The sequence below is a fragment of the Streptomyces sp. PA03-6a genome (genome assembly GCF_033792765.1).
Classification (GTDB): Bacteria; Actinomycetota; Actinomycetes; order Streptomycetales; family Streptomycetaceae; genus Actinacidiphila.
Genome location: NZ_JARAVK010000012.1, coordinates 46274 through 66409 on the forward strand (window position 1 = coordinate 46274; position 20136 = coordinate 66409).

General features: G+C 73.9%; 18 protein-coding genes. 10 read left to right on the forward strand and 8 right to left on the reverse strand.

From position 1 onward, the window contains the following. Window positions 1-101 precede the first annotated feature (101 nt). Window positions 102-458, reverse strand: coding sequence for a hypothetical protein (locus PV350_RS05170; protein ID WP_499514629.1), 357 nt, complete (start codon window positions 456-458; stop codon window positions 102-104). A gap of 33 nt (window positions 459-491) precedes the next feature. Here PV350_RS05170 and PV350_RS05175 point away from each other — a divergent pair, with 33 nt between their 5' ends. Together PV350_RS05175 and PV350_RS05180 are read left to right on the forward strand one after the other, a co-directional pair. Further along, on the forward strand, window positions 492-1352 hold the full coding sequence (locus PV350_RS05175) for a phosphotransferase enzyme family protein (RefSeq protein WP_500333007.1): 861 nt from the start codon (window positions 492-494) through the stop codon (window positions 1350-1352). Window positions 1353-1418: 66 nt separating this feature from the next. Next, entirely contained in the window at window positions 1419-3050 is a 1632-nt protein-coding gene (locus PV350_RS05180; RefSeq protein WP_500333008.1) for a PQQ-binding-like beta-propeller repeat protein, read from the forward strand. Here PV350_RS05180 and PV350_RS05185 read toward each other — a convergent pair. The 4 genes from PV350_RS05185 to PV350_RS05200 form a co-directional block, all read right to left on the reverse strand. Continuing rightward, entirely contained in the window at window positions 3031-3744 is a 714-nt protein-coding gene (locus PV350_RS05185; protein WP_500333009.1) for a 3'-5' exonuclease, read from the reverse strand. The two genes, PV350_RS05180 and PV350_RS05185, sit on opposite strands and share 20 nt — an antisense overlap. A gap of 222 nt (window positions 3745-3966) precedes the next feature. After that, entirely contained in the window at window positions 3967-5214 is a 1248-nt protein-coding gene (locus PV350_RS05190; protein ID WP_499514625.1) for an SAV2148 family HEPN domain-containing protein, read from the reverse strand. 124 nt (window positions 5215-5338) lie between these two features. After that, window positions 5339-6631, reverse strand: coding sequence for a copper amine oxidase (locus tag PV350_RS05195; protein ID WP_500333010.1), 1293 nt, complete (start codon window positions 6629-6631; stop codon window positions 5339-5341). 19 nt (window positions 6632-6650) lie between these two features. Next, window positions 6651-7382 carry a Tat pathway signal sequence domain protein gene (locus tag PV350_RS05200; RefSeq protein ID WP_500333011.1) on the reverse strand — a complete coding sequence of 244 codons (732 nt, stop codon included), beginning with the start codon at window positions 7380-7382 and terminating at the stop codon, window positions 6651-6653. A gap of 343 nt (window positions 7383-7725) precedes the next feature. On the opposite strand from PV350_RS05200, the gene glgX reads away from it, so the two are divergent. From glgX to PV350_RS05225, 5 genes are all read left to right on the forward strand, one after another. Beyond that, window positions 7726-9846: a glycogen debranching protein GlgX gene (gene glgX, locus PV350_RS05205; RefSeq protein WP_499514622.1), complete on the forward strand. Its 2121-nt coding sequence runs from the start codon at window positions 7726-7728 to the stop codon at window positions 9844-9846. A 51-nt stretch (window positions 9847-9897) separates the two neighbouring features. Further along, complete coding sequence (gene treY / locus PV350_RS05210) at window positions 9898-12294, forward strand: malto-oligosyltrehalose synthase (protein ID WP_499514621.1); 2397 nt, start codon at window positions 9898-9900, stop codon at window positions 12292-12294. Between the two features lie 117 nt (window positions 12295-12411). Next, the gene (locus PV350_RS05215) at window positions 12412-13134 is read left to right on the forward strand and encodes a hypothetical protein (RefSeq protein ID WP_499514620.1); all 723 of its coding nucleotides are present in this window, start codon (window positions 12412-12414) and stop codon (window positions 13132-13134) included. Between the two features lie 83 nt (window positions 13135-13217). Beyond that, on the forward strand, window positions 13218-13700 hold the full coding sequence (locus PV350_RS05220; RefSeq protein WP_499514619.1) for a VOC family protein: 483 nt from the start codon (window positions 13218-13220) through the stop codon (window positions 13698-13700). A gap of 44 nt (window positions 13701-13744) precedes the next feature. Beyond that, window positions 13745-14281, forward strand: coding sequence for a hypothetical protein (locus tag PV350_RS05225; RefSeq protein WP_499514618.1), 537 nt, complete (start codon window positions 13745-13747; stop codon window positions 14279-14281). A gap of 36 nt (window positions 14282-14317) precedes the next feature. Here PV350_RS05225 and PV350_RS05230 read toward each other — a convergent pair whose 3' ends face one another. Continuing rightward, window positions 14318-14872 carry an FHA domain-containing protein gene (locus PV350_RS05230; RefSeq protein ID WP_499514617.1) on the reverse strand — a complete coding sequence of 185 codons (555 nt, stop codon included), beginning with the start codon at window positions 14870-14872 and terminating at the stop codon, window positions 14318-14320. Window positions 14873-15110: 238 nt separating this feature from the next. Here PV350_RS05230 and PV350_RS05235 point away from each other — a divergent pair, with 238 nt between their 5' ends. The 3 genes from PV350_RS05235 to PV350_RS05245 are packed head-to-tail and all read left to right on the forward strand — an operon-like array spanning window position 15111 to window position 17956. Beyond that, entirely contained in the window at window positions 15111-16019 is a 909-nt protein-coding gene (locus tag PV350_RS05235; RefSeq protein WP_499514616.1) for a GNAT family N-acetyltransferase, read from the forward strand. A 28-nt stretch (window positions 16020-16047) separates the two neighbouring features. Next, window positions 16048-17805, forward strand: coding sequence for a malto-oligosyltrehalose trehalohydrolase (gene treZ, locus PV350_RS05240; protein WP_499514615.1), 1758 nt, complete (start codon window positions 16048-16050; stop codon window positions 17803-17805). Between the two features lie 13 nt (window positions 17806-17818). After that, the gene (locus PV350_RS05245; RefSeq protein WP_431967014.1) at window positions 17819-17956 is read left to right on the forward strand and encodes a hypothetical protein; all 138 of its coding nucleotides are present in this window, start codon (window positions 17819-17821) and stop codon (window positions 17954-17956) included. Window positions 17957-17975: 19 nt separating this feature from the next. Here the strand turns inward: PV350_RS05245 and PV350_RS05250 are convergent, their stop codons facing one another. Both PV350_RS05250 and zapE read right to left on the reverse strand, forming a co-directional pair. Beyond that, complete coding sequence (locus PV350_RS05250; protein WP_500333012.1) at window positions 17976-18854, reverse strand: PPK2 family polyphosphate kinase; 879 nt, start codon at window positions 18852-18854, stop codon at window positions 17976-17978. Between the two features lie 147 nt (window positions 18855-19001). Then, window positions 19002-20105 carry a cell division protein ZapE gene (zapE, locus tag PV350_RS05255; RefSeq protein WP_499514613.1) on the reverse strand — a complete coding sequence of 368 codons (1104 nt, stop codon included), beginning with the start codon at window positions 20103-20105 and terminating at the stop codon, window positions 19002-19004. Window positions 20106-20136 lie beyond the last annotated feature (31 nt).

The following is a 20136-nucleotide window of genomic DNA, read 5'->3' on the forward strand; positions in this document are numbered from 1 at the left end:
TCGCCCGCCCGGACCGGCCACCCGCGCCGGACGCTCCCTCCACCGTGGGGCTGCACGCACCGGACGCTCCTCCTTCACCCGCAGGGACCGGGACGACGGGCCTAGTACCAGACGGGCCGCAGTTCGGCGTCGAACATCGCGCAGCGCGGGGCGGTGACGGACGCCGTCGGGTCCTCGCTGCGGGCGCAGACGCCGCGCGGGCAGCGGTGGCGCAGGAGGCCGCCGCCCCCGCCGGTCATGCCGGGCACCTGGGCGTAACCACCCGCGACTTTGCGGGAGTCGAAGACCCGCACGCCGAGCCGGAGTCCGAGGTCGGTGACCACCTCCATGTCGCCGGCGCCCTGCCGTACGGTCTCGGCGACGGCCTCGAGTTCGGCCGCGTCGGCCGGGTCGCCGCTCGCGGCGCGCCGCAGCCGCGGCAGCGTCTCGCAGAAGGCCATGACGTCGTCCTCGGTCACCGGCCCAGCCTACTGATCTGCGATCATTGCCGTATGGCGTTCACCGAAGAGCTCGCCCGGGCCGTGCTCGCGGCGGACCGGCAGGACGGCGCGAAGCTGATCGCGCTCGGCGAGAACGCGGTGTTCGAACTCGCGGACGGCGTGACCGTCGCGAAGGTCGGCCGCGGTCCCGAACTGCTGGACCGGGCCGCCCGCGAGGTGCGCACGGCGTCCTGGCTGGCCGCCCACGGCGTTCCCGCGGTACGGGCGGCGGCGCCGCAGGCCCGGCTGGTCGAGGGGCACCCGGTCACGTACTGGGAGCGGCTGCCGGACACCGTACGGCCCGCGGGACCCGCCGACCTCGCCGCGCTGCTGCGGCTCGTGCACGCCCTGCCCGAGCCGGACTTCGCCCTGCCGCGCCGTGACCTGCTGGACGGGGTGGAGCGGTGGCTGCGGCTGGCCGGGCCGGCGGTGGACCCCGCGGACGCGGCGTACCTGCGCGAGCGCCGGGACGGTTTCGCCGCCGCGGCGGCCGCGCTGACCCCGCACCTGCCCGCGGGGCCGATCCACGGCGACGCGCTGCCGCGCAACGTGCACGTCGGCCCGGACGGTCCGGTCCTGGTGGACCTGGAGACCTTCTCCGCCGACCTGCGCGAGCACGACCTGGTCGTCATGGCGCTCAGCCGGGACCGCTACGGCCTGGGTCCGGACGCCTACGCCGCCTTCACGGCCGCCTACGGCTGGGACGTGCGCGAGTGGGACGGCTGCGCGGTGCTGCGCGGGGCGCGGGAGACGGCGAGCTGTGCCTGGGTGGCGCAGCACGCGCCGGGCAACCCGGCGGCGCTCGCGGAGTTCCGCCGGCGGGTGGCCTCGTTGCGGGACGGCGATCCGGCCGTGCGCTGGTACCCCTTCTGACCCTTCCTGCCTCGCCGTCCGGCTCGGGCTGCGAGGATGGGCACCCCTCCGGCCTGGGCGGTGTCCGTGTCAGATTCCCCGATCGTCCGTCGTGTCCTCGCCGACCGTCCCTTCGCCGAGGTCGGTGAACCGCGCGTCGCCGTCGCGGACGAGCGGCTGGGGCGCCTGGTCGTGGGCGGCGACATGGGGTGGATCGCCTGGCCGCAGTCGGGGCGGGCGGGGACCGACCGCTGGCCCCGGTACCGCGTCGGCGTCTACGACGCGCGGGACCTGCGCTGCCGGCACGTGTACGACTGCCCGTGGCCGGTGAACTCCGTCGCCTTCCATCCGCTCCTCCCGCTGGTGGCCGTGGGCGTGGGCCGCTACGACGGCAGCTGGGACTTCGAGGGTCAGCTGCTGCTGATGGACCTGGAGTCGGGCGACGTGCGGCCGGTCCTGGACGGCGGCCGCGAGGTGACCTCCGTCCGGTGGCTGGACGGGCGGCGTCTGCGGCTGGTCGTCACCCCCGAGGACAAGGACCACGAGTACGCCTTCAGCCACGGCTTCGAGTCCGTCCTGGAACGCGAGGACTGGCGGGCGGTGCCCGCCGCCTCCGTCGGGTACCGCGAGGTGATGGGCCCCCGGGAGCCGTACGCGTACCCCGAGGGCGGCGACGCCCGCGACCTGCTGACGGAGCGCGGCACCGCCCTGGGGACGGCGTGGGCGCCGCGCCGTCAGGTGCGGGCCGTCGAGGTGCTCGCCGACGGCCGGATGCTGGCGACGGCCGAGGGCGCGCTGCTGGAGTGCCGGCTGCCGTCGGGGGAACTCCAGTGGTCGGTGCCCGACCCGGACGGCGGGCAGCAGATCCACGTGGCCGCCGACCAGCGGTCGGCCTGGGTCAACGTCCGGCACACCCTGCGCCCGTCGGGGCAGGGGTGGCAGCGGTCCGGCACGCTGGTGCAGCGGGTGTCCCTGGCGGACGGGCGGTTGCTGGAGGCCTTCGAGCCCGGTCACGCGGTGACGTTCACCGGCAGCCGTGACGGCCGGCTCGCCGTCCGGCAGGGAGGGCCGGATCAGTGGGGCGGCGCGACCCGGTTGCTGGCCCCCGACGGCACCGAGGCGGCGCGCTTCACGCTGACGGCGAGCGACTTCCGTCTGCGGCGCGGCGCCGAACTGCTCTTCGTGCGGGACCTCCACGGCGTGCCGCGGCACCGGGCCTGGGTCGGCGCGCTCGACGGCGGGGCAGCGGACGCCGAGCCGGAGCTGCGCAGGCTCTTCCCCCTCGACTGGGAACCCGGGCGCGGCTGCCACCTCTTCCCCGGACCGGCCGTCCGGCTGGACGGCGACGCGCTGGTCCAGGCCGCCGTGGTCCGAGACGCGGGCAAGGCCCCGGCACGGAACGCCTTCGTGGTGCGGCGCCGGCTCCCCGACGGCACGCCGGAGTGGGTGTTCGCCGCCGACGAGCCGGTCACGGCCCTGGACGCCGACGAGGACACCGTCTACGCCGCGCACCGGTCCGGTGAGGTCGTGGCGCTCGACGCACGCACCGGCAGCCCGCGCCTACGGCACCGGCTGCGCGTCGACGGTCAGGTGGTCGTGCCCCTGTCCCTCGCGGCGGCCGGTGCCGGCAGGTTCCTCGTCGGGACCGTGGACGGGCGGATCCTCGACTGCGCCCTGCTCGCGCCGGCGGGTCCCCGGGTCACCTCGGCCGGGGGATGACCGGCCAGGCCTGCTCGACGACGGCCGCCGGGTCGGCGGTGCGCCGCAGGTACGCCTGGAGGGAGGCCGACTGCTCGGCCGCCGCCCGGACCTGAAGGGCGTGCAGGTCCGCCAGCGGCATCAGGCCGACGGGCTCGTGCCGCTCCCCCATGCGGCGCACCACGCGGGCCGCGGCCACCGCGTCGGCCCGCGCGTCGTGGGCTCCCTCCAGTTCCACGCCGTAGTGGACGCACAGCGCCTGCAGCGCCCGCCTGCCCTTGCGGTACTTGTCGACGTGCTTGTCGATGACCAGCGGGTCGATGACCGGCGAGGGCACGCTGCCCAGCCGTTCGCTGACGGACGCGACGCCGTGCCGCCGGCACTCGCGGTCCAGCAAGGACAGGTCGTAGCGCGCGTTCATCACCACCAGTGGTGTGCCCGAGCTCAGCACCTCGGCCACGGTGCGGGCGATCTCCTCGACCGCCGCACCGGCCGGGGCGCCGTGCGCGCGGGCGTGGGCGGTCGAGATGCCGTGGATCGCGGAGGCCTGCTCGGGTATGGCCACGCCCGGATCGAGCAGCCAGGTCCACTCCCGCGAGACGGCCCCGTCGGCCTCCAGCCGTACGACGGCGGCGGTGACGATGTGGTCGGTCTCGACGTCGGTGCCGGTGGTCTCCAGGTCGAACGCGACCAGCGCGTCGCTGATCCAGCTCATCGCGCGCCCCCTGTGACCGTGGCGCTCACCGCGCCGCGCGGGCGCTCGCCCGCGGTCCTCCCCCGTCCGGAGCCGGCCCGCCATGCCCGGCGTCGTCCCATGCCCATGTGGCGTACGTCCTTCCCGCAGTTCCCCCGTGTTCGGCTCCATCATCCCGCGCACCACTGACACTCCTGCGGCCGGGCTGCGGGGGAGGTCCGGCCGCGGCGGTCCGCCGGGCCGTCAGGAGACCGGACGGGAGTCGGCCCAGACGCCCTCGAACTCCTCGCGGTAGATCTCGAACAGCCCGTGCTCGGCCTCGGGGGCCTCGCCGGCCCTGATCTGCACGAGTTCCCGCGGCCCGCCGCGCAGGATGAGGACCGGCGCCTCCATGCCGCGGGCCTTGCGCAGGTAGGGCTGGACGACCGCGATGCCGTCCGAGGTGTCGCCGTCCACGAGGTAGGCGGTGAAGCGCGGGGTCTCGTCGAAGACCCGGATCTCGAACGCGGCGGTGTCCCGCAGCCGGGCCCGCACCCGCCGCATGTGCATGATGTTCATCTCCACGGAGCGGCTGAGCTCGCCGCGGCCGAGGCCGAGTTCGCGCTCACGGCGGCGGACGGCGCTGCTCGCCGGGTTGAGGAAGAGCAGCCGCACCCGGCAGCCGGACTCCGCCAGCCGCACCAGCCGCTTGCCCGAGTAGTTCTGCACGAGCAGGTTGAGGCCGATGCCCACGGCGTCGAGGCGTCGCGCGCCCCCGAACAGGTCCTCGGCGGGCAGCTGGCGCTGCAGCCGCACCCGGTCGGGGTAGACGCCGACGACGTCGGCGTAGCGGTCGGCGACGAGCTCTTCGACGGCGTCCACGGGCAGCCGCTCGGCGGAGGGGTAGCCGGGTCCGGAGCCGAGCATGTCCAGCAGCCGGGCGGCGGCCCGCTCGGCCTGGTCCAGCACGGTGCGGGACAGGGCACGGTTGCGGGAGACGACGTGCCGGGCCACCTCCAGCTCGTCCAGGGCGAGTTCGAGTTCCCGGCGGTCGTCCAGGTACGGCTCGAAGCACGGCCAGTGCTGGACGACGAGTTCCCGCAGCTGCGGCAGCGTCAGGAAGCTGAGGATGTTGTCGTCGGCCGGGTCGAGCAGGAACCCCTTGCGGCGGCTGACCTCGCGCACGGCGGCGGCCCGCTGCACCCACTCGTGGCCGGCCGGGCCGGCGGCCGCGACCACCCACTCGTCGCCGTGCACGGGTTCGTAGATCGGGCGCAGCACGGCGTTGACGACGGCGCGCAGGCGCTGTTCGACGAGGTTGAGCCACACGTAGGCCCGTCCGGCGCGCCGGGCGCGGGTACGCACCTCGGACCACTCGTCGGCGCCCCAGTCCAGTTCCGCTCCGATCTCCAACGGCAGTGCCAGGGAGGTGGTGCCGGTGGTTCCCTCGCCGATGCCGCCGCCCGGGTCCCCCTGATCACCACCACCGGGGAGCACCAGACCTCCCGACATCACGACTGCACCCGCCTTCCCGCCCCCGTCCACGATCAAGGAAGGGTACTGCGGGGCGGGAGGCGGTGCAGCCGTAACGACGCTACTTCACCACATGCTTACCGGGTCCGGCGCGGCGGGACGCTCAGTGTCCCTGCCCGTTGTGGCCCGAGAGCTCGTCCGGTGTGAGCGGGCTCATGGCCGTCACGTCGCGCGGCGCGAGCTGGAACCCCTGCCAGTGGATCGGCATGGGGCTCTGGTCCTCGTCGCGCGGGATGTGGTGGAACCCGACGTTGACCCACACGACCGGGTGCTTGAGGGCCTCCCCGTCCGCCCACTTGTCCACCGAGGTCCCCCGCCCGTTGCAGGCCGGGTCGCTGTTCCCGCTGGCCAGCTGCTCGCAGGCGCGGTACTGGGTGAAGTACACGTCCTTCGAGGTGTAGGCGTGGGCGTCGTAGTGGTCGGAGTGCTGCTGGACCAGCTCCCAGGAACGGGGGTGCCGGTCGGCGTTCTTGCCGGCCGTGGAGACCACGCGCCACCAGCGGCGCAGCGCGGAGGAGGCGGCCAGCTCCTTGGTGACCGGGGTCCTGGTGGTCTTCAGGACGGCGGAGCCGGAGCCCTGGCCGGCCTTCTTGGTGTCGAACTGCTCGACCTTGGCCTGCGTGGAGCCGTCCAGGCCGAAGTTCAGCCGCCAGAAGACCGAGTGGTAGTGGCTGGTGGAGTGGTCGTGGTCGCCGTTGCCGATGGGCCAGCCGGTGCCCTCTCCGCTGTAGTCGCCGGGCGACAGGTCGCCGGTGGCGCCCATCTTGGCGGTGATGGTGCCGTCGTCGGAGAAGTTCCACTGGGTGACGTACTCGTACCAGCCGAGCTGGGAGACGGAGAAGACCACCAGGTCGCTGCCCTGCTTGGTGTACTTCGTGGAGTTGCCCTGGTCGTCGTACACGTCGCTGCGGTAGGCGTATCCGTGCGGGGCGGTGGTGGTGCACAGCGCCTTGACGTTCCGCTGCTGCTGCGGGACGTAGGCGGAGCTGATCGTCCCGCCGGGGCACTCCTCGGGGCCGATGTCGACCGCGGTGTTGCCGAAGCCGATGTCGGACAGGTCGTTGTACTCGGTCAGCCCCGAATCGTACGGGACGTTGACCTGCGCGAGCGTGGCCGAGGTCAGCACCTTGAGCGGCTGCGGTTCCTTCTCCGGCTTGTACGCGATCTTCTCCAGGACCAGGCCCTTGGTTCCGCTGATGCGCCAGCACATGCTCCAGCCGGTGCCGTTCGGCAGGGCCTTGGTGATGGCGGTGGCGGTGCCGCAGTCCACCGCGGCCGCGGTGCCGGCCCGGGGGGCCGCGCCGGCCTGGCCGGCCGTGGAGCCCGCGAAGAGCGCGGGCAGGAGCAGGAGCGCCGAGGCCGTACCGATGGCCCGGCGCACGTTGGTGGTGCGCATGGTTGCTGGGTCTCCGCTCTTAGTGGATTCGGCCGACGGTGCGATCGCTGAGGTCGACGACCAGATCGGTCGTATCGATCCACGGCCCGTCCTTCACCTGCGTGAACAGCCGTACGCACCGGTGCTCGCCGCATTTGGCCAAACCGGCCGGGGCGGACTGCTCGGCGGTGTTGAACGAGATGCCGCGCAGCCGCAGCTGGTCGGGCGAGGTGAGCTCCCGGCCCTTGGTGGCGGCCGTGAAGTCGGCGCGGAGGCCCTTGCCGAGGGCGTCCCGGATGAGCAGTTCCGCGGCCTCCCGGGTCTCGTCGTTCGAGGGCGGCGGCTGCATGCCGGTGGCGGTGTCGGTGTGCTCGACGGTGCCGGCGGTGAGGTTGACGGTCTTCTTCACGAGCCGGTCGTGCCCGTAGTCGTAGAAGAGCACCTCGACCCGGCGGGCCTGGCCCGCGGACGCCTGCGTGGTGTCGGCCGGTTCGGCGAGGTCGGTGTCGAGGTACTCCGGTCCACGCTCCCCGTCCACGTCCTGCGCGCTGCGCAGCGCGTCGCGCTGCAGGGCTATGGACTTCGCCCGGTCGACCTCGGCCTTGGTCAGAGGCCCGCGACCGGTCTGCCGTCCGCCCTGGGGCGCGTCGTCCTCGATCACCCCAGCGCTGCCCGCGTCCTGCTGCCCCGGCGCTCCCGACGCGGCGGCGGGGCCGCCCGTCGTGGAGTGGTCGTCGCCGGCGGCGTCACGCGGCAGGGTGACGGCGATCATCACCGTGGTGGCGGCGACGGCGACGCCACCACCCCACAGGGCGCGCCTGAGACCGCGCCCGACCCCTCCCTTTCGTGGTAAGGAGCGGCTTTCCCCCTGATCTGTCACTTAGATCTCCCCTGTGTCGTACTGTCACCCTTATCGACGGGACTTCGACGGCACAGGTTGCCCCGGGACGGTGGATTCTTGCGGCAGGCAGGGGAATTGGGACACCCGTAACGGGGAAGATCTTGGCGATTCCACGCCCGGAGGGGCCCAATTGCGTGACGATGCCCTTTTCGGCACCGAAGTGGCCGGGGTGCGGCCTACCGGCGCCCGGCGGACAAGTGGAAGAGTCGACGACATGCAGGTCTGGCCGGGTCAGGCATATCCCCTCGGCGCCACGTACGACGGCGCCGGCACCAACTTCGCGGTCTTCTCGGAGACCGCGGAACGGATCGAGCTGTGTCTGCTGCACGACGACGGCTCGGAGACCGCCGTCGAGCTGCGGGAGGCGGACGCCTTCGTCCGCCACGCGTACGTCCCGGGCATCATGCCCGGTCAGCGCTACGGCTTCCGGGTCCACGGCCCCCACGAGCCGACCCGTGGCCACCGCTGCAACTCCGCGAAGCTGCTGCTGGACCCGTACGCGAAGGCGATAAGCGGGACGATCGACTGGGACGAGGCGGTGTACGGCTACCGCTTCGGGGAGCCCGAGTCCCGCAACGACCTGGACTCGGCGCCCCACACCATGACCTCGGTGGTGGTGAACCCGTACTTCGACTGGGCCGAGGACCGCAGCCCCCGCATCGACTACCACCGCACGGTCATCTACGAGGCGCACGTCAAGGGCCTGACGATGCTCCACCCGGAGCTCCCGGAGGAGATCCGCGGCACCTACGCCGCGCTCGCCCACCCCGCGGTGATCTCGCACCTGACGGAGCTGGGCGTCACGACGCTGGAGCTGATGCCGGTCCACCAGTTCGTCCACGACCACCGGCTGGTGGATGCGGGGATGCGCAACTACTGGGGCTACAACACGATCGGCTTCTTCGCCCCGCACAACGCCTACGCCTCGATGGGCGACCGCGGCCAGCAGGTGCTGGAGTTCAAGACGGCGGTGCGCGAGCTGCACCGGGCGGGCATCGAGGTGATCCTCGACGTGGTCTACAACCACACGGCCGAGGGCAGCCACCTGGGGCCGACGCTGTGCTTCCGGGGCATCGACAACGCCTCGTACTACCGGCTGGCCGACGACCCGCGCTACTACACGGACACCACCGGCACCGGGAACTCGCTGCTGATGCGCAGCCCCCACGTGCTGCAGATGATCATGGATTCGCTGCGCTACTGGGTCACCGAGATGCACGTCGACGGCTTCCGCTTCGACCTCGCGGCGACCCTGGCCCGGCAGTTCCACGAGGTGGACCGGCTGTCCTCGTTCTTCGACCTCGTGCAGCAGGACCCGGTGGTCAGCCAGGTGAAGCTGATCGCCGAGCCCTGGGACGTCGGCGAGGGCGGCTACCAGGTGGGCAACTTCCCGCCGCTGTGGACGGAGTGGAACGGCAAGTTCCGCGACACGGTGCGCGACCTGTGGCGCGGCGAACCGGCCACGCTGGCCGAGTTCGGCTCCCGGCTGACCGGTTCCTCCGACCTCTACCAGGACGACGGCCGCCGGCCGCTCGCCTCCATCAACTTCGTGACCTGCCACGACGGCTTCACCCTGCGCGACCTGGTGTCGTACAACGACAAGCACAACGAGGCCAACGGCGAGAACAACCGGGACGGCGAGAGCCACAACCGCTCGTGGAACTGCGGCGCCGAGGGCGAGACCGAGGACGAGGACGTCCTCGCCCTGCGCGAGCGCCAGATGCGCAACTTCATCGCGACCCTGTTGCTCTCCCAGGGCGTGCCGATGCTCGCCCACGGCGACGAGTTCGGCCGCACCCAGCAGGGCAACAACAACGCCTACTGCCAGGACAACGAGCTGGCCTGGGTGCCGTGGCCCAAGGAAGGCGAGGCGGACACCGAGCGGCTGCACGACTTCACCCGCCAGATGGTGTGGCTCCGGCGCGACCACCCCGTCTTCCGCCGCCGCCGCTTCTTCCACGGGCGGCCGGTCGAGGGCACGCACGACGAACTCTCGGACATCGCCTGGTTCACCCCTGAGGGTGAGGAGATGGCCCAGGACGACTGGCAGGAGGCCCAGGCCAACGCTCTGGTGGTCTTCCTCAACGGCAGCGCGATCTCCGAGCCCGGCGACCGCGGGGAGCGGATCTGCGACGACTCCTTCCTGCTGATGTTCAACGCCTGGTACGAACCGCTGGACTTCGTGGTCCCGGTGAACCACGGCAAGGAGTGGCAGGTGGTCGTGGACACCCAGCGGCCGGAGGGCGTGCCCCCCGGCTCGGGGCGCAAGGTGACCCAGGGGGACCGGCTGCGGCTGGCCGACCGCAGCATGATGGTCCTGCAGCGCCCGGCGTAACCGTCCGCCCGATGTGATGGGCGTACCGGTCGGCGGGGTAGTCAGTCCTCCATGACAGAAAGCGCCGCGATCCCGCCGACCGCTGTCGTCCCCTCCGTGCCGAGCGCCACCTACCGGCTCCAGCTCCAGCCCGACTTCCCGTTCGCCGCGGCCGAGGCCGTCGTCCCCCATCTGGCGGCGCTCGGCGTCTCCCACCTGCACCTCTCCCCCGTGCTGCAGGCCGTGCCCGGCTCCACGCACGGCTACGACGTCGTCGACCACACCCGGGTGCGCGAGGAGCTCGGCGGCGAGAAGGGGCTGCGCGCGCTGGCGCGCACCGCCCGGGCGCACGGCCTCGGGCTCGTCCTGGACGTGGTGCCCAACCACATGGCCGTGCCGGCGCCGGAGCATCTGGCCCGGCCGCTGTGGGAGGTGCTGCGGGACGGGCCGCGGTCCCCGTACGCGCGCTGGTTCGACGTCGACTGGGCGGCGCAGGGCGACCGGCTGCTGCTGCCGGTGCTGGGCGGCCCGCTGGAGGAGGTGCTGCCCGACCTGCGCGTCGAGCGCGACCGCGCCACCGGGGAGCGGGTGCTGCGCTACCACGACCACGCCTTCCCGCTGCGCCCCGGCACCGAGGAGCTGCCGCTGCGCGCGCTGGTCGACGCCCAGTGGTACCGGCTCGCCTGGTGGCGGCAGGCCCGCACCGAGCTGAACTACCGGCGTTTCTTCACCATCTCCGAGCTCATCGCGGTCCGCGTCGAGGACGACGAGGTCTTCGCGGCCACCCACGCCACCTTGCTGCGCCTGCTGGACGAGGGTGTCGCCGACGGCCTGCGCGTCGACCACCCGGACGGCCTCGCCGACCCCGCCGGCTACCTGCGGCGGCTGGCGGACGCCTCCGGCGGCCGCTGGACGGTCGTGGAGAAGATCCTCACCGGCGACGAACGGCTGCCGGCCGGCTGGGCCTGCTCCGGCACGACCGGCTACGACGCCCTGGACCGCCTCGACGGGCTGTTCACCGACCCGGCGGGCGTCGAGGAGATCACCCGCTTCTACCGCGGGTTCACCGCCGCCCCCGCCGACGCGGGCGGCGAGTGGCAACCGACCGTACGGGCCGCCGCCGAACGCATCGTCACGCACGACCTGGCCGCGGAGGTGGGCCGGCTGACCCGCTCCGCGGTCCGGGCCACCGGGCTGGAGCCCGCCGCACTGCGCGAGGCGATCGAGGCGACGCTCGTCCGGCTGCCGCGCTACCGCCCGTACGTCGTCCCCGGCGAGCCCGCGGACGCGGAGGACACCGCCCTGCTGGAGGCCGCGGCCGGTGCCGCCGGGCACCCGGCGGCCGGGACGGTGTGCGACCTGGCCCTGGGCCGGCACCCGGGCGGCGGGGAGGCCGCCGCGGACTTCGTGGTGCGCTTCGCCCAGGTCTCCTCGGCGCTGCGCGCCAAGTCCGCCGAGGACACCGCCTTCTACCGCTACCACCCCCTGCTCAGCCTCAACGAGGTCGGCCGCGAGCCGGACCGTCCCGCCACCTCGCCCGAGGACTTCCACGCCTTCTGCGAGCGGCTGCGGCGCGACTGGCCGCTGACCGGGACGGTGCGCTCCACCCACGACACCAAGCGCAGCGCCGACGTCCGCGCCCGGCTCGCCGCGCTGAGCGAGCTGCCCGGCGAGTGGGCCGGCTGGCTGGGCGAGGTCTCGGCGGACCTGCGGGAGTACCTGGAGCACCGCGGGGTCCCGCTCCCGGCGCGTCATGCGGAGTACCAGGCCTGGCAGTACGCGGCGGTCTTCTGCGACCCCGGTGCCGCGGAGCCGGTGACCGCCACCATGCTCAAGTCGGAGCGCGAGGCGGGCCTGCGCACGTCGTGGACCGACCAGCGTCCGGAGTACGAGCAGGAGCTGACGGGCTTCGTCCGTGAACTGGTCGGCGGACCGGCCGCCTTCGCCACCGGGCGCATCGACCGCGCCCTGCGCGGGCCCGAACGCGTCAACGTCCTCGGCGCGCACCTGGCGCACCTGACGATGCCGGGCGTGCCCGACGTCTACCAGGGCGACGAGGAACGGCAGTTGCTGCTCGTCGACCCCGCCAACCGCCGCCCGTACGACCCGGGCACCGCGGAGGGCGACCCGAGCGAGAAGCGGCGGGTGACCGAGTTCGCGCTGCGCCTGCGCCGGGCCCGCCCGCAGTGGTTCACCGGCCCGGAAGCCTCGTACGAGCCGCTGTACGCGCGCGGCCCGGCCGGGGAGCACTGCGTGGCCTTCGTCCGCGGCGGGCGGGCACTCACGGTCGTCACCCGGCTGTCCCGGCGGCTCGCGGACGCCGGGGGCTGGCGCGGCACGGAGCTGGTGCTGCCGGAGGGGGTCTGGACGGAGGTGCTGACGGGCCGTCCGTTCCAGGCCGTGGTGCCGCTGGCGGAGCTGCTGGACCGGCTGCCGGTGGGCCTGCTGGTGCGTGACGTCGACGAGTGAGGTCCCGGTGGGCGGGAGATTTCCGGTACGGACGGATACGGAGCACGAAAGCCGGTAATGTCCCGCCCATTGAGCGCCGTCGGGACACCCCCCGGCGGCGCGGGGGGAGGGACGTCCATGCGGAGGTGTGTGCCGGCGCTCGCCGCCGTGCTGCTGGCGGGCGGCTGCGGCGGCGGGTCCGCCCCCGTCCGCACGACTGCCGAGGAACCACCGTCGACGGGATCCTCCGCGACCGCTCCGGACAGCACCCCGCCCGTCCCGGAGAGCACCGCTCCTTCGCCGTCCGCCGTGGAGCCGTCCGAGGCGGTGGTCACCGAGGACGGCACGCCGGCCGGCGCCCCCTCCGACGGCGCCGGTCCGTCCGGCGACCCGGACGGGGCGCCGGCGGGCGGCCCCCGGACGACGAGCTGCGGCGCCCTGCCGGGCAGCGGCACCTTCACCGACCCGCTGCAGCTCGGCGTCCTCGACGGTCCCGTGGTCGCCGAGGGCTGCGCGCCGCTGACCCCGGGCGCGCCCTTCAACGTCCGGTACTTCTCGTTCACCCTGCCCACCGCACCCGGCGCGGACGCGCACGCCGGACCGTCGTTCACCCTCACCCAGGACGCGCTGGGACCGGTGTACCCGGCCGTCGTCCTGCCCGGCGGGTGGGTCCTCAAGCACAGCCTGGGGTCCGGCTACTGGACGGGGACGGAGCCCTGGTTCACGGGCCGGTACCAGCCGATCGCCGACCTGGCGCCGGGCACCTACATCCTGCGCACGGAGAAGCTCGACTCGCCCCTGCACTCGCTGACCACGCCGGCCTACGACGTCGTCGTCGACCCCGGCGGCACGGCCGGCTAACCACTGACGGACCGTCAACCACCGTGCGGCACGCCGTTGCTGCCCCCGTGTCGCACGCTCGGGCGCACTGTACGGTATGCGGCATGTATACCGATATTCCCTTCATCCCGCGTCTCGCCGGGGTGCACCACGTCACGCTGCCCGTCGGCGATCCGGCCCGGTCGGAGGCGTGGTACGAACGGGTGCTGGGCCACCACCGGATCGCGGAGTTCACGGAGGGCGGCGCCTTCGCCGGCATCGCCATGGCCCACCCCGGCGGCGGACCCGTGCTGTGCCTGCGCCACGACCCCGCCCTCGCCGCCGCCTCCGCGGGCTTCGCGTGGTTCTCGCTGGGCGTCCCCGACCTCCCCGCACTGGAAGCGCTGGCCGCCCGTCTGGACGCGCTCGGCGAGCCGCGCGGCGCCGTCGTCCGCACCGCCCGCGGCTGGCTCCTCGCGCAGCTGCGCGACCCGGACGGCCACGAGTTGCGCTTCGCGACCGCCGACGAGGAGCCGCCGCCGTGCCGCGGGCAGGTCCTGCGCCTCGCGGGCGGCCGCGCGCCGGTACTCCGGTCCCGCACCGCCTGAGCGACGCGGACCGCACTGTCGGACCCCGCTGTTAACGTCCTGCCATGGACGCCTCGGAAGCCCTGCTCATCCGCATCGAGAACGACCCGGTCGCGGCACAGCACCTCGCCTGGCCCGGTGACTTCGACATCACCCGCCGCGACCCGGTCGAGGACGTGCGCCTGCCCTCGGGCCTGGTGATGCGCCCCATAGCCGGCGACGGCGCCGGCGGCACGTTCTTCCTCTGCGGTGAGCCCGGCGACGCCGAGCGGCCCGTGGTGTACGCGGACTCCGAGGGGCAGGCGGCGCTGATCGGCGCGGACCTGGCGGAAGCGGTCGAGCTGATCGTGTCCTGCCCGATGTGGTGGCGGGACGTGGACTCGGGACTCCCCCTGGAGGAGCTGGAGGCCGAGGTGCGCGAGGACCACCCGGACCTGGACCGGCAGCGCGAAGAGGTGGCTGCGGCCCTCGGGCTGACGCTCCCTCCGGTCGAGGAGGTCGTCGCCCGGCTGCAGGCGACGGCTGCGCGCACGGCGCCGGACTTCCTGCCGTACGTGGACGACGACGATCACGAGCCGTACGAGCCGCTGTTCCGGCCCTGAGGCCCTGAGGCCCTGAGGCCGGGCGCCGGCGCGGCCTCAGGCGGTGGTGAGGCGGAAGCTCATCGCGCCGAAGGTCACCTGGTCCCCGGGGCGGACGGCCGCGGCACCCATGACGCGGTGGCCGTTGACCCAGGTGCCGTTCATCGAACCGAGGTCGCGCAGGACCCACAGCCCGCCCTCGTGGCTGAGCTCGGCGTGGAAACGGGACGTCGAGGAGTGGCTGAGCCGGAAGGTGCACGACAGGTCCCGGCCGATCCGCACCGGGAAGGGGCCGGGGGCGGGCAGCAGCAGCGGCGGCAGCTGCTGGACGGCCCAGGCCTGCCGCATGCGGGCGCGGAAGGCCGACGTCTTGGTGACGGCGCGGACGATCGAACCGGTCAGCCGGGCCCAACGGCCCTGTGCGGGCGGCAGGTCGGCGACGAGGGCGGCCAACTCGTCGGAGTGGCGCGCCTTGAGCGCGAGTCCCATGCGGCGCACGAAGGTGTCGTGCGACAGCCGCCCGTCGACGGCCCCCTCACGGAGTACCTCGATGGCGCGCTCGCGTTCGGCGTCCGTGGGACGCGCCGGGTGCGTCGGGAACTCATAGCTCACCTGCGTGATTGTCGGGCCGCGGAGGCCGGGGTGTCCAGAAGGTGCGGCCCGTGCGGCCCCGCCGTTAATTGCGTGGACGCCGCGGAGGCCGGATGGCTACGGTGGGCGCACGCCCTTGACCGAGGAAGGAGGCGGAAGCCATGTGCCTGTTCACCGTTCCGCGCTCCCACCCCGTTGTCCGCAGGGCGTACTCCGTCTGACCGGGAGCGCTCCGCTCTTCCGTGAGGACTTCTCCTTCATGACCGATCTGGTCTTCCGCCCGCTCGTCGCGGGCGAATCGCATCTCTTCCACTCCCTGACCCCCGAGGACCACGGCCTGGTCGGCCGGTCCCTGATGGGCCACTCCTACGCCATGACCGACGAGGGCGGCGAGTACCGCCCCGACTGGACCTGGGTGGCCCTGCGCGACGGCGTCGTGGTCGCCCGCGCGGCCTGGTGGGCGGCTCCGGCCGACGACAAGCCGATAGCGCTCGACTGGTTCGACTTCACCGACGCCGACGCGGCCGTGCGGCTGTTGCGGACGGCGCCGCTCAAGGCCGAGTACGAGCTGGTGCTGCCCCCCGGCTGGCGGGAGCGGCGCGAGGTCCGCGAGGCCGCCCAGTCCCGCATCGACGCGGCGATCGTCTCCGGCATGGAGCTGCTCGTCGAACGCTACCGCTACGTCTGGACCCCCGAGTGCGGGCTGCCCGAGCGCACCGGACGGCTCGAGTACCGGCCGGAGCCGGACGACGGCGTGATCCTGGACGTACTGAGGCGCATCGGGGTCGGCAGCCTCGACGCGCACACCCGCCGCATGGTGCGGCTGCACGGCCCGGACGCCGCCGCCCGCGAGGAGCTGGAGTTCCTCAACTGGCTGCAGTCGCCCCGCGAGTGGTGGCGCCTGGCGTACACCCCGCAGGGCGAGCTCGCCGGCATCCACGTGCCGGGGCGCAACCCGGGCGCGTTCTGCGTCGGCTTCATCGGTGTCCTGCCGGAGCAGCGCGGCCACGGCTACGCCTACGACCTGCTGGTCGAGTGCACGAACGACCTGGCCGGACACGGCGCCGAGCGGATCGCCGCCGCCACCGACCAGGGCAACGCGCCGATGGCGGCGCACTTCGCCAAGGCGGGTTATCCGGTCGCCGGGGAGCGCGTCAACCTGGTGTGACCCCCGGACGGCGGGCAGCATGGTGCCCATGCGCTTCGACGTGTGGGCACCGGACGCCGGTGAGGTGGAGGTACGGGTCGACGGCCGGGCTCACGACATGGAGCGCGACCCCGGACGCCAGGGCTGGTGGTACGCGGACGTGCCCGCCGGGCACGGCACCCGCTACGCCTTCGCGCTGGACGGGGGCCCGCCGCGGCCCGACCCCCGCTCCCGGCGGCAGCCGGACGGGCCGGAGGGCCCGAGCGCGGTCGTCGACCACGACCGCTTCGCCTGGGCCCACGAGTGGGCGGGCCGCCCGCTGCCCGGCGCGGTCCTCTACGAGCTGCACGTCGGCACCTTCACCACCGCCGGCACCTTCGACGCGGCGGTCGAACACCTGCCGTACCTGGCCGGGTTGGGGATCACCCACATCGAGCTGATGCCGCTCTGCCCGTTCCCCGGCACGCACGGCTGGGGGTACGAGGGCGTGTCGCTGTGGGCCGTGCACGAGCCCTACGGCGGCCCCGACGGGCTCAAGCGCTTCGTGGACGCCGCGCACGGCCACGGGCTCGGGGTGGTGCTGGACGTCGTCCACAACCACCTCGGCCCCTCGGGCAACCACCTGCCCGCCTTCGGCCCGTACTTCACCGACCGCCACCACACCCCGTGGGGCGACGCCGTCAACCTCGACGCCCCCGGCTCCGACGAGGTGCGCGACTTCCTGGTCGGCAGCGCGCTGTCCTGGCTGCGCGACTACCGCCTCGACGGGCTGCGGCTCGACGCCGTCCACGCCCTGGTCGACACCCGCGCGGTGCACCTGCTCGAGGAGCTCTCCACCGCCGTCGACGCCCTGTCGGCCGCGGCCGGCCGCCCGCTCTTCCTGATCGCCGAGTCCGACCGCAACGACCCGCGCACCACCGACCCGCGCGAGGCCGGCGGCCTGGGTGTGCACGCCCAGTGGAACGACGACTTCCACCACGCCCTGCACACCGCCGTCACCGGCGAGGCCCAGGCGTACTACGCGGACTTCGCCGTCTCCCCGGTGACCGCCGTGGCCAAGGCACTGCGCCGGGTCTTCTTCCACGACGGCACCCACTCGAGCTTCCGCGGCCGTGCCCACGGCCGCCCCGTCGACCTGACGACCACCCCGGGCCACCGTTTCCTCGCCTACACCCAGACCCACGACCAGATCGGCAACCGCGCCACCGGTGACCGCCTCGGCGCGAGCGTCCCTGCGGGGCTGCTCGCCGCGGCCGCCGCGCTCGTCCTCACCTCCCCGTACACGCCGATGCTCTTCATGGGCGAGGAGTGGGGCGCCCGCACGCCCTGGCAGTTCTTCACCGACCACGACGACCCCGAGCTCGCCGCCGCCATCACCCGGGGCCGCCGCCGCGAGTTCGCCGAGCACGGCTGGAAGGCCGAGGACATCCCCGACCCCCAGGACCCGGCGACCCGGCTGCGCTCCTGCCTGGACTGGTCGGAACCCGCCCGGGAGCCGCACGCGGAACTGCTGGCCTGGTACCGGCGGCTCATCGCGCTGCGCCACGCCGAGCCCGAGCTGACCGACCCGGCCCTGGACGCCGTCCACGTCACCGTGGGCGGGCACACCCTGCGGCTGGACCGCGGACGCTTCCGGATCGCCGTCAACTTCTCCCCCGAGGAGGCGCTGGTCCCCCTCCACCACCCCGGCCGCGCCGACCCGCCCGGCTACGTCCCGGTCGCCGCCTGGCGTCCCGGACCACCGCCCGCCGACACCGGCTGCCTCCACCTGCCCGGCCACTCGGTCGCGGTGCTCCGTGAGCGCTGATTACCCTGATCGGGTGACGACCGACGACGAGCCCCGCGCGATCTGCGTCCACTGCGGCGACCCGACCGAGTACCCCGACTCGCAGCCGGGCGCGACCCTCTGCCCGGTCTGCGCCTGGCACGAGGCCCAGCGCACGGCCTGCAGCGGCTGAGCCCTGCGGCCCGGTGGGGTCAGTCCTCCAGCAGCAGCTTGCGGGCGACCCCGACGTCGAAGGACGCGGGCGGGCACACCGGGTCTATCAGGTCCAGGTGCTCCATCAGCAGCCGCCCGACGGCCCAGTTCCGGTACCACTTGCGGTCGGCGGGGACGACGTACCAGGGCGCGGCCTCCGTGGAGCAGCGGCCGAGCACGTCCTCGTACGCCTCCTGGTAGGAGGGCCACATCGCCCGGTCCTCCAGGTCGCCGGGGTCGAACTTCCAGTGCTTGCAGGGGTTGTCCAGCCGGTCCAGCAGGCGGGTGCGCTGCTCGTCGCGGCTGATGTGCAGGAAGACCTTGACGACGCTGACGCCGTCGTCGGCGAGCGAGGCCTCGAAGGAGTTGATGGTCTCGCAGCGCTCCTCCCACACCGAGCGGGGCGCCCGGCCCCTGACCCGCGGCACGAGGACGTCCTCGTAGTGGGAGCGGTCGAAGACCCCTATCCGCCCGCGACCGGGCAGGGCCCGCTCGACGCGCCACAGGAAGTGGTGGGCCTGTTCCTCGGCCGTCGGGGCCTTGAAGGCGGTGATGCGGCACCCCGCGGGGTCGAGCAGGCTCGCGAGGTGCCGCACCGCGCTGCCCTTGCCCGAGGTGTCCACGCCCTGGAGCACGACGAGGACCGAACGCGGGTCGCCCGCCGTGCTCTGCGCGAAGAGCCGCTCCTGCAGCGCCGTGATCCGGTCCCGCGCGTACGGCACGCACGCCAGCGCCTCGGCCTTGCCCGCCGGGCCGCCCGGCGTGGCGCGCGGGTCGTACGACCGCAGCCGTACGGGGCCGCCGCCCGACGGGACCCGCAGCTTCGCGCGCAGCCCGGGCCTGGTTCCGGATGCGGTGTCCGGGCTCCTCTTCGTCACCGCGCCTCCCTCCGGGGGACCCTCCCCGCTCCCCGCGGGCTCCGGTCCGGTGATCCGATGGTGCGCCGGATCCCCCGGCGCCGCCAACGCGGCCGGGGGCCACGGGTGTCACGGCCCGGGCGCCGCGCGCACCGCCGAGAGCGGGGCTCAGGCGTCCGGGGTGGCGAGCCGCTCGGCGTCGCGGGCGAGGGCGGTGAGGCGGGAGATGGCCCGGAAGTACTTCTTGCGGTAGCCGCCGGCGAGCATCTCCTCGCTGAAGATGCCGTCGAAGGGCCGGCCGGAGGCCATGACGGGGACCTCGCGGTCGTAGAGCCGGTCGGCCAGGACGACCAGGCGCAGCGCGGTGGCCTGGTCCTCCACGGGGTGGACGCCGCGCAGGAAGACCGCCTCGACGCCGTCGCAGAGCGCGCCGTAGCGGCTGGGGTGGACCCGGGCGAGGTGGGCGAGGAGGGCGCCGAAGTCGTCCAGGGAGGCGCCCGGGGTGCGGCCCGCGGCAGCGGTGACCTGCTCGTCGGCGTACGGCGCGGGGGCCTGCGGGAGGCCGCGGTGGCGGTAGTCCTCGCCGTCGATGCGCAGCGACCGGAAGCGGGCGGACAGGCCCTGGATCTCGCGCATGAAGTCGGCGGCCGCGAACCGGCCCTCGCCGAGCTTGCCGGGCAGGGTGTTGGAGGTCGCGGCCAGCTTCACCCCGGCGTCGGCCAGCTTGCCCAGCAGGGTCGAGACGAGCACGGTGTCGCCGGGGTCGTCGAGTTCGAACTCGTCGATGCAGACCACCCGGTGCCCGCTGAGCGCCTGCACGGCCTGCTGGAAGCCGAGGGCGCCGACGAGGTTGGTCAGCTCCACGAAGGTGCCGAAGGCCTTCTGCTCGCGCGGCGCGGGCGTGGCGTGCCAGAGCGAGGCGAGCAGGTGGGTCTTGCCCACGCCGTAGCCGCCGTCGAGGTAGACCCCGCCGGGGCCGGCCGGGGCGGCGGGTGCGACCTGACGCCGGAACCAGCGCTTGCGCCCGCCGTCGGCGGGGGCGCCCAGCCCCTGCGCGAAGGCCCGCAGCGTGCCGACGGCCTCGGCCTGGCTCGGCTGCTTCGGATCCGGGAGGTAGGTGTCGAACCGTACGGAGTCGAAGCGCGGCGGCGGCACCATCTCGGCCACCAGCCGGTCCGCCGGGACGTGCGGCTCGCGTCCGCTCAGCGAGACGGGCGGCGTCCCGCCGGGTATCGGGCTGGATTCTTGCGCGGCGGCGAAGGACGAGGACACAGCACTCCAGCCTAGTGCCTCGCCGGTGGTC

What these genes read in the sequence shown, in the direction of transcription:
- PV350_RS05175 (WP_500333007.1), top strand. Translation starts at nt 492, where the DNA reads ATGGCGTTCACCGAAGAGCTCGCCCGGGCCGTGCTCGCGGCGGACCGG.
- PV350_RS05185 (WP_500333009.1), bottom strand. Translation starts at nt 3,744, where the DNA reads ATGAGCTGGATCAGCGACGCGCTGGTCGCGTTCGACCTGGAGACCACC.
- PV350_RS05190 (WP_499514625.1), bottom strand. Translation starts at nt 5,214, where the DNA reads ATGTCGGGAGGTCTGGTGCTCCCCGGTGGTGGTGATCAGGGGGACCCG.
- PV350_RS05195 (WP_500333010.1), bottom strand. Translation starts at nt 6,631, where the DNA reads ATGCGCACCACCAACGTGCGCCGGGCCATCGGTACGGCCTCGGCGCTC.
- PV350_RS05200 (WP_500333011.1), bottom strand. Translation starts at nt 7,382, where the DNA reads ATGATCGCCGTCACCCTGCCGCGTGACGCCGCCGGCGACGACCACTCC.
- glgX (WP_499514622.1), top strand. Translation starts at nt 7,726, where the DNA reads ATGCAGGTCTGGCCGGGTCAGGCATATCCCCTCGGCGCCACGTACGAC.
- treY (WP_499514621.1), top strand. Translation starts at nt 9,898, where the DNA reads ATGACAGAAAGCGCCGCGATCCCGCCGACCGCTGTCGTCCCCTCCGTG.
- PV350_RS05215 (WP_499514620.1), top strand. Translation starts at nt 12,412, where the DNA reads ATGCGGAGGTGTGTGCCGGCGCTCGCCGCCGTGCTGCTGGCGGGCGGC.
- PV350_RS05220 (WP_499514619.1), top strand. Translation starts at nt 13,218, where the DNA reads ATGTATACCGATATTCCCTTCATCCCGCGTCTCGCCGGGGTGCACCAC.
- PV350_RS05225 (WP_499514618.1), top strand. Translation starts at nt 13,745, where the DNA reads ATGGACGCCTCGGAAGCCCTGCTCATCCGCATCGAGAACGACCCGGTC.
- PV350_RS05235 (WP_499514616.1), top strand. Translation starts at nt 15,111, where the DNA reads ATGACCGATCTGGTCTTCCGCCCGCTCGTCGCGGGCGAATCGCATCTC.
- treZ (WP_499514615.1), top strand. Translation starts at nt 16,048, where the DNA reads ATGCGCTTCGACGTGTGGGCACCGGACGCCGGTGAGGTGGAGGTACGG.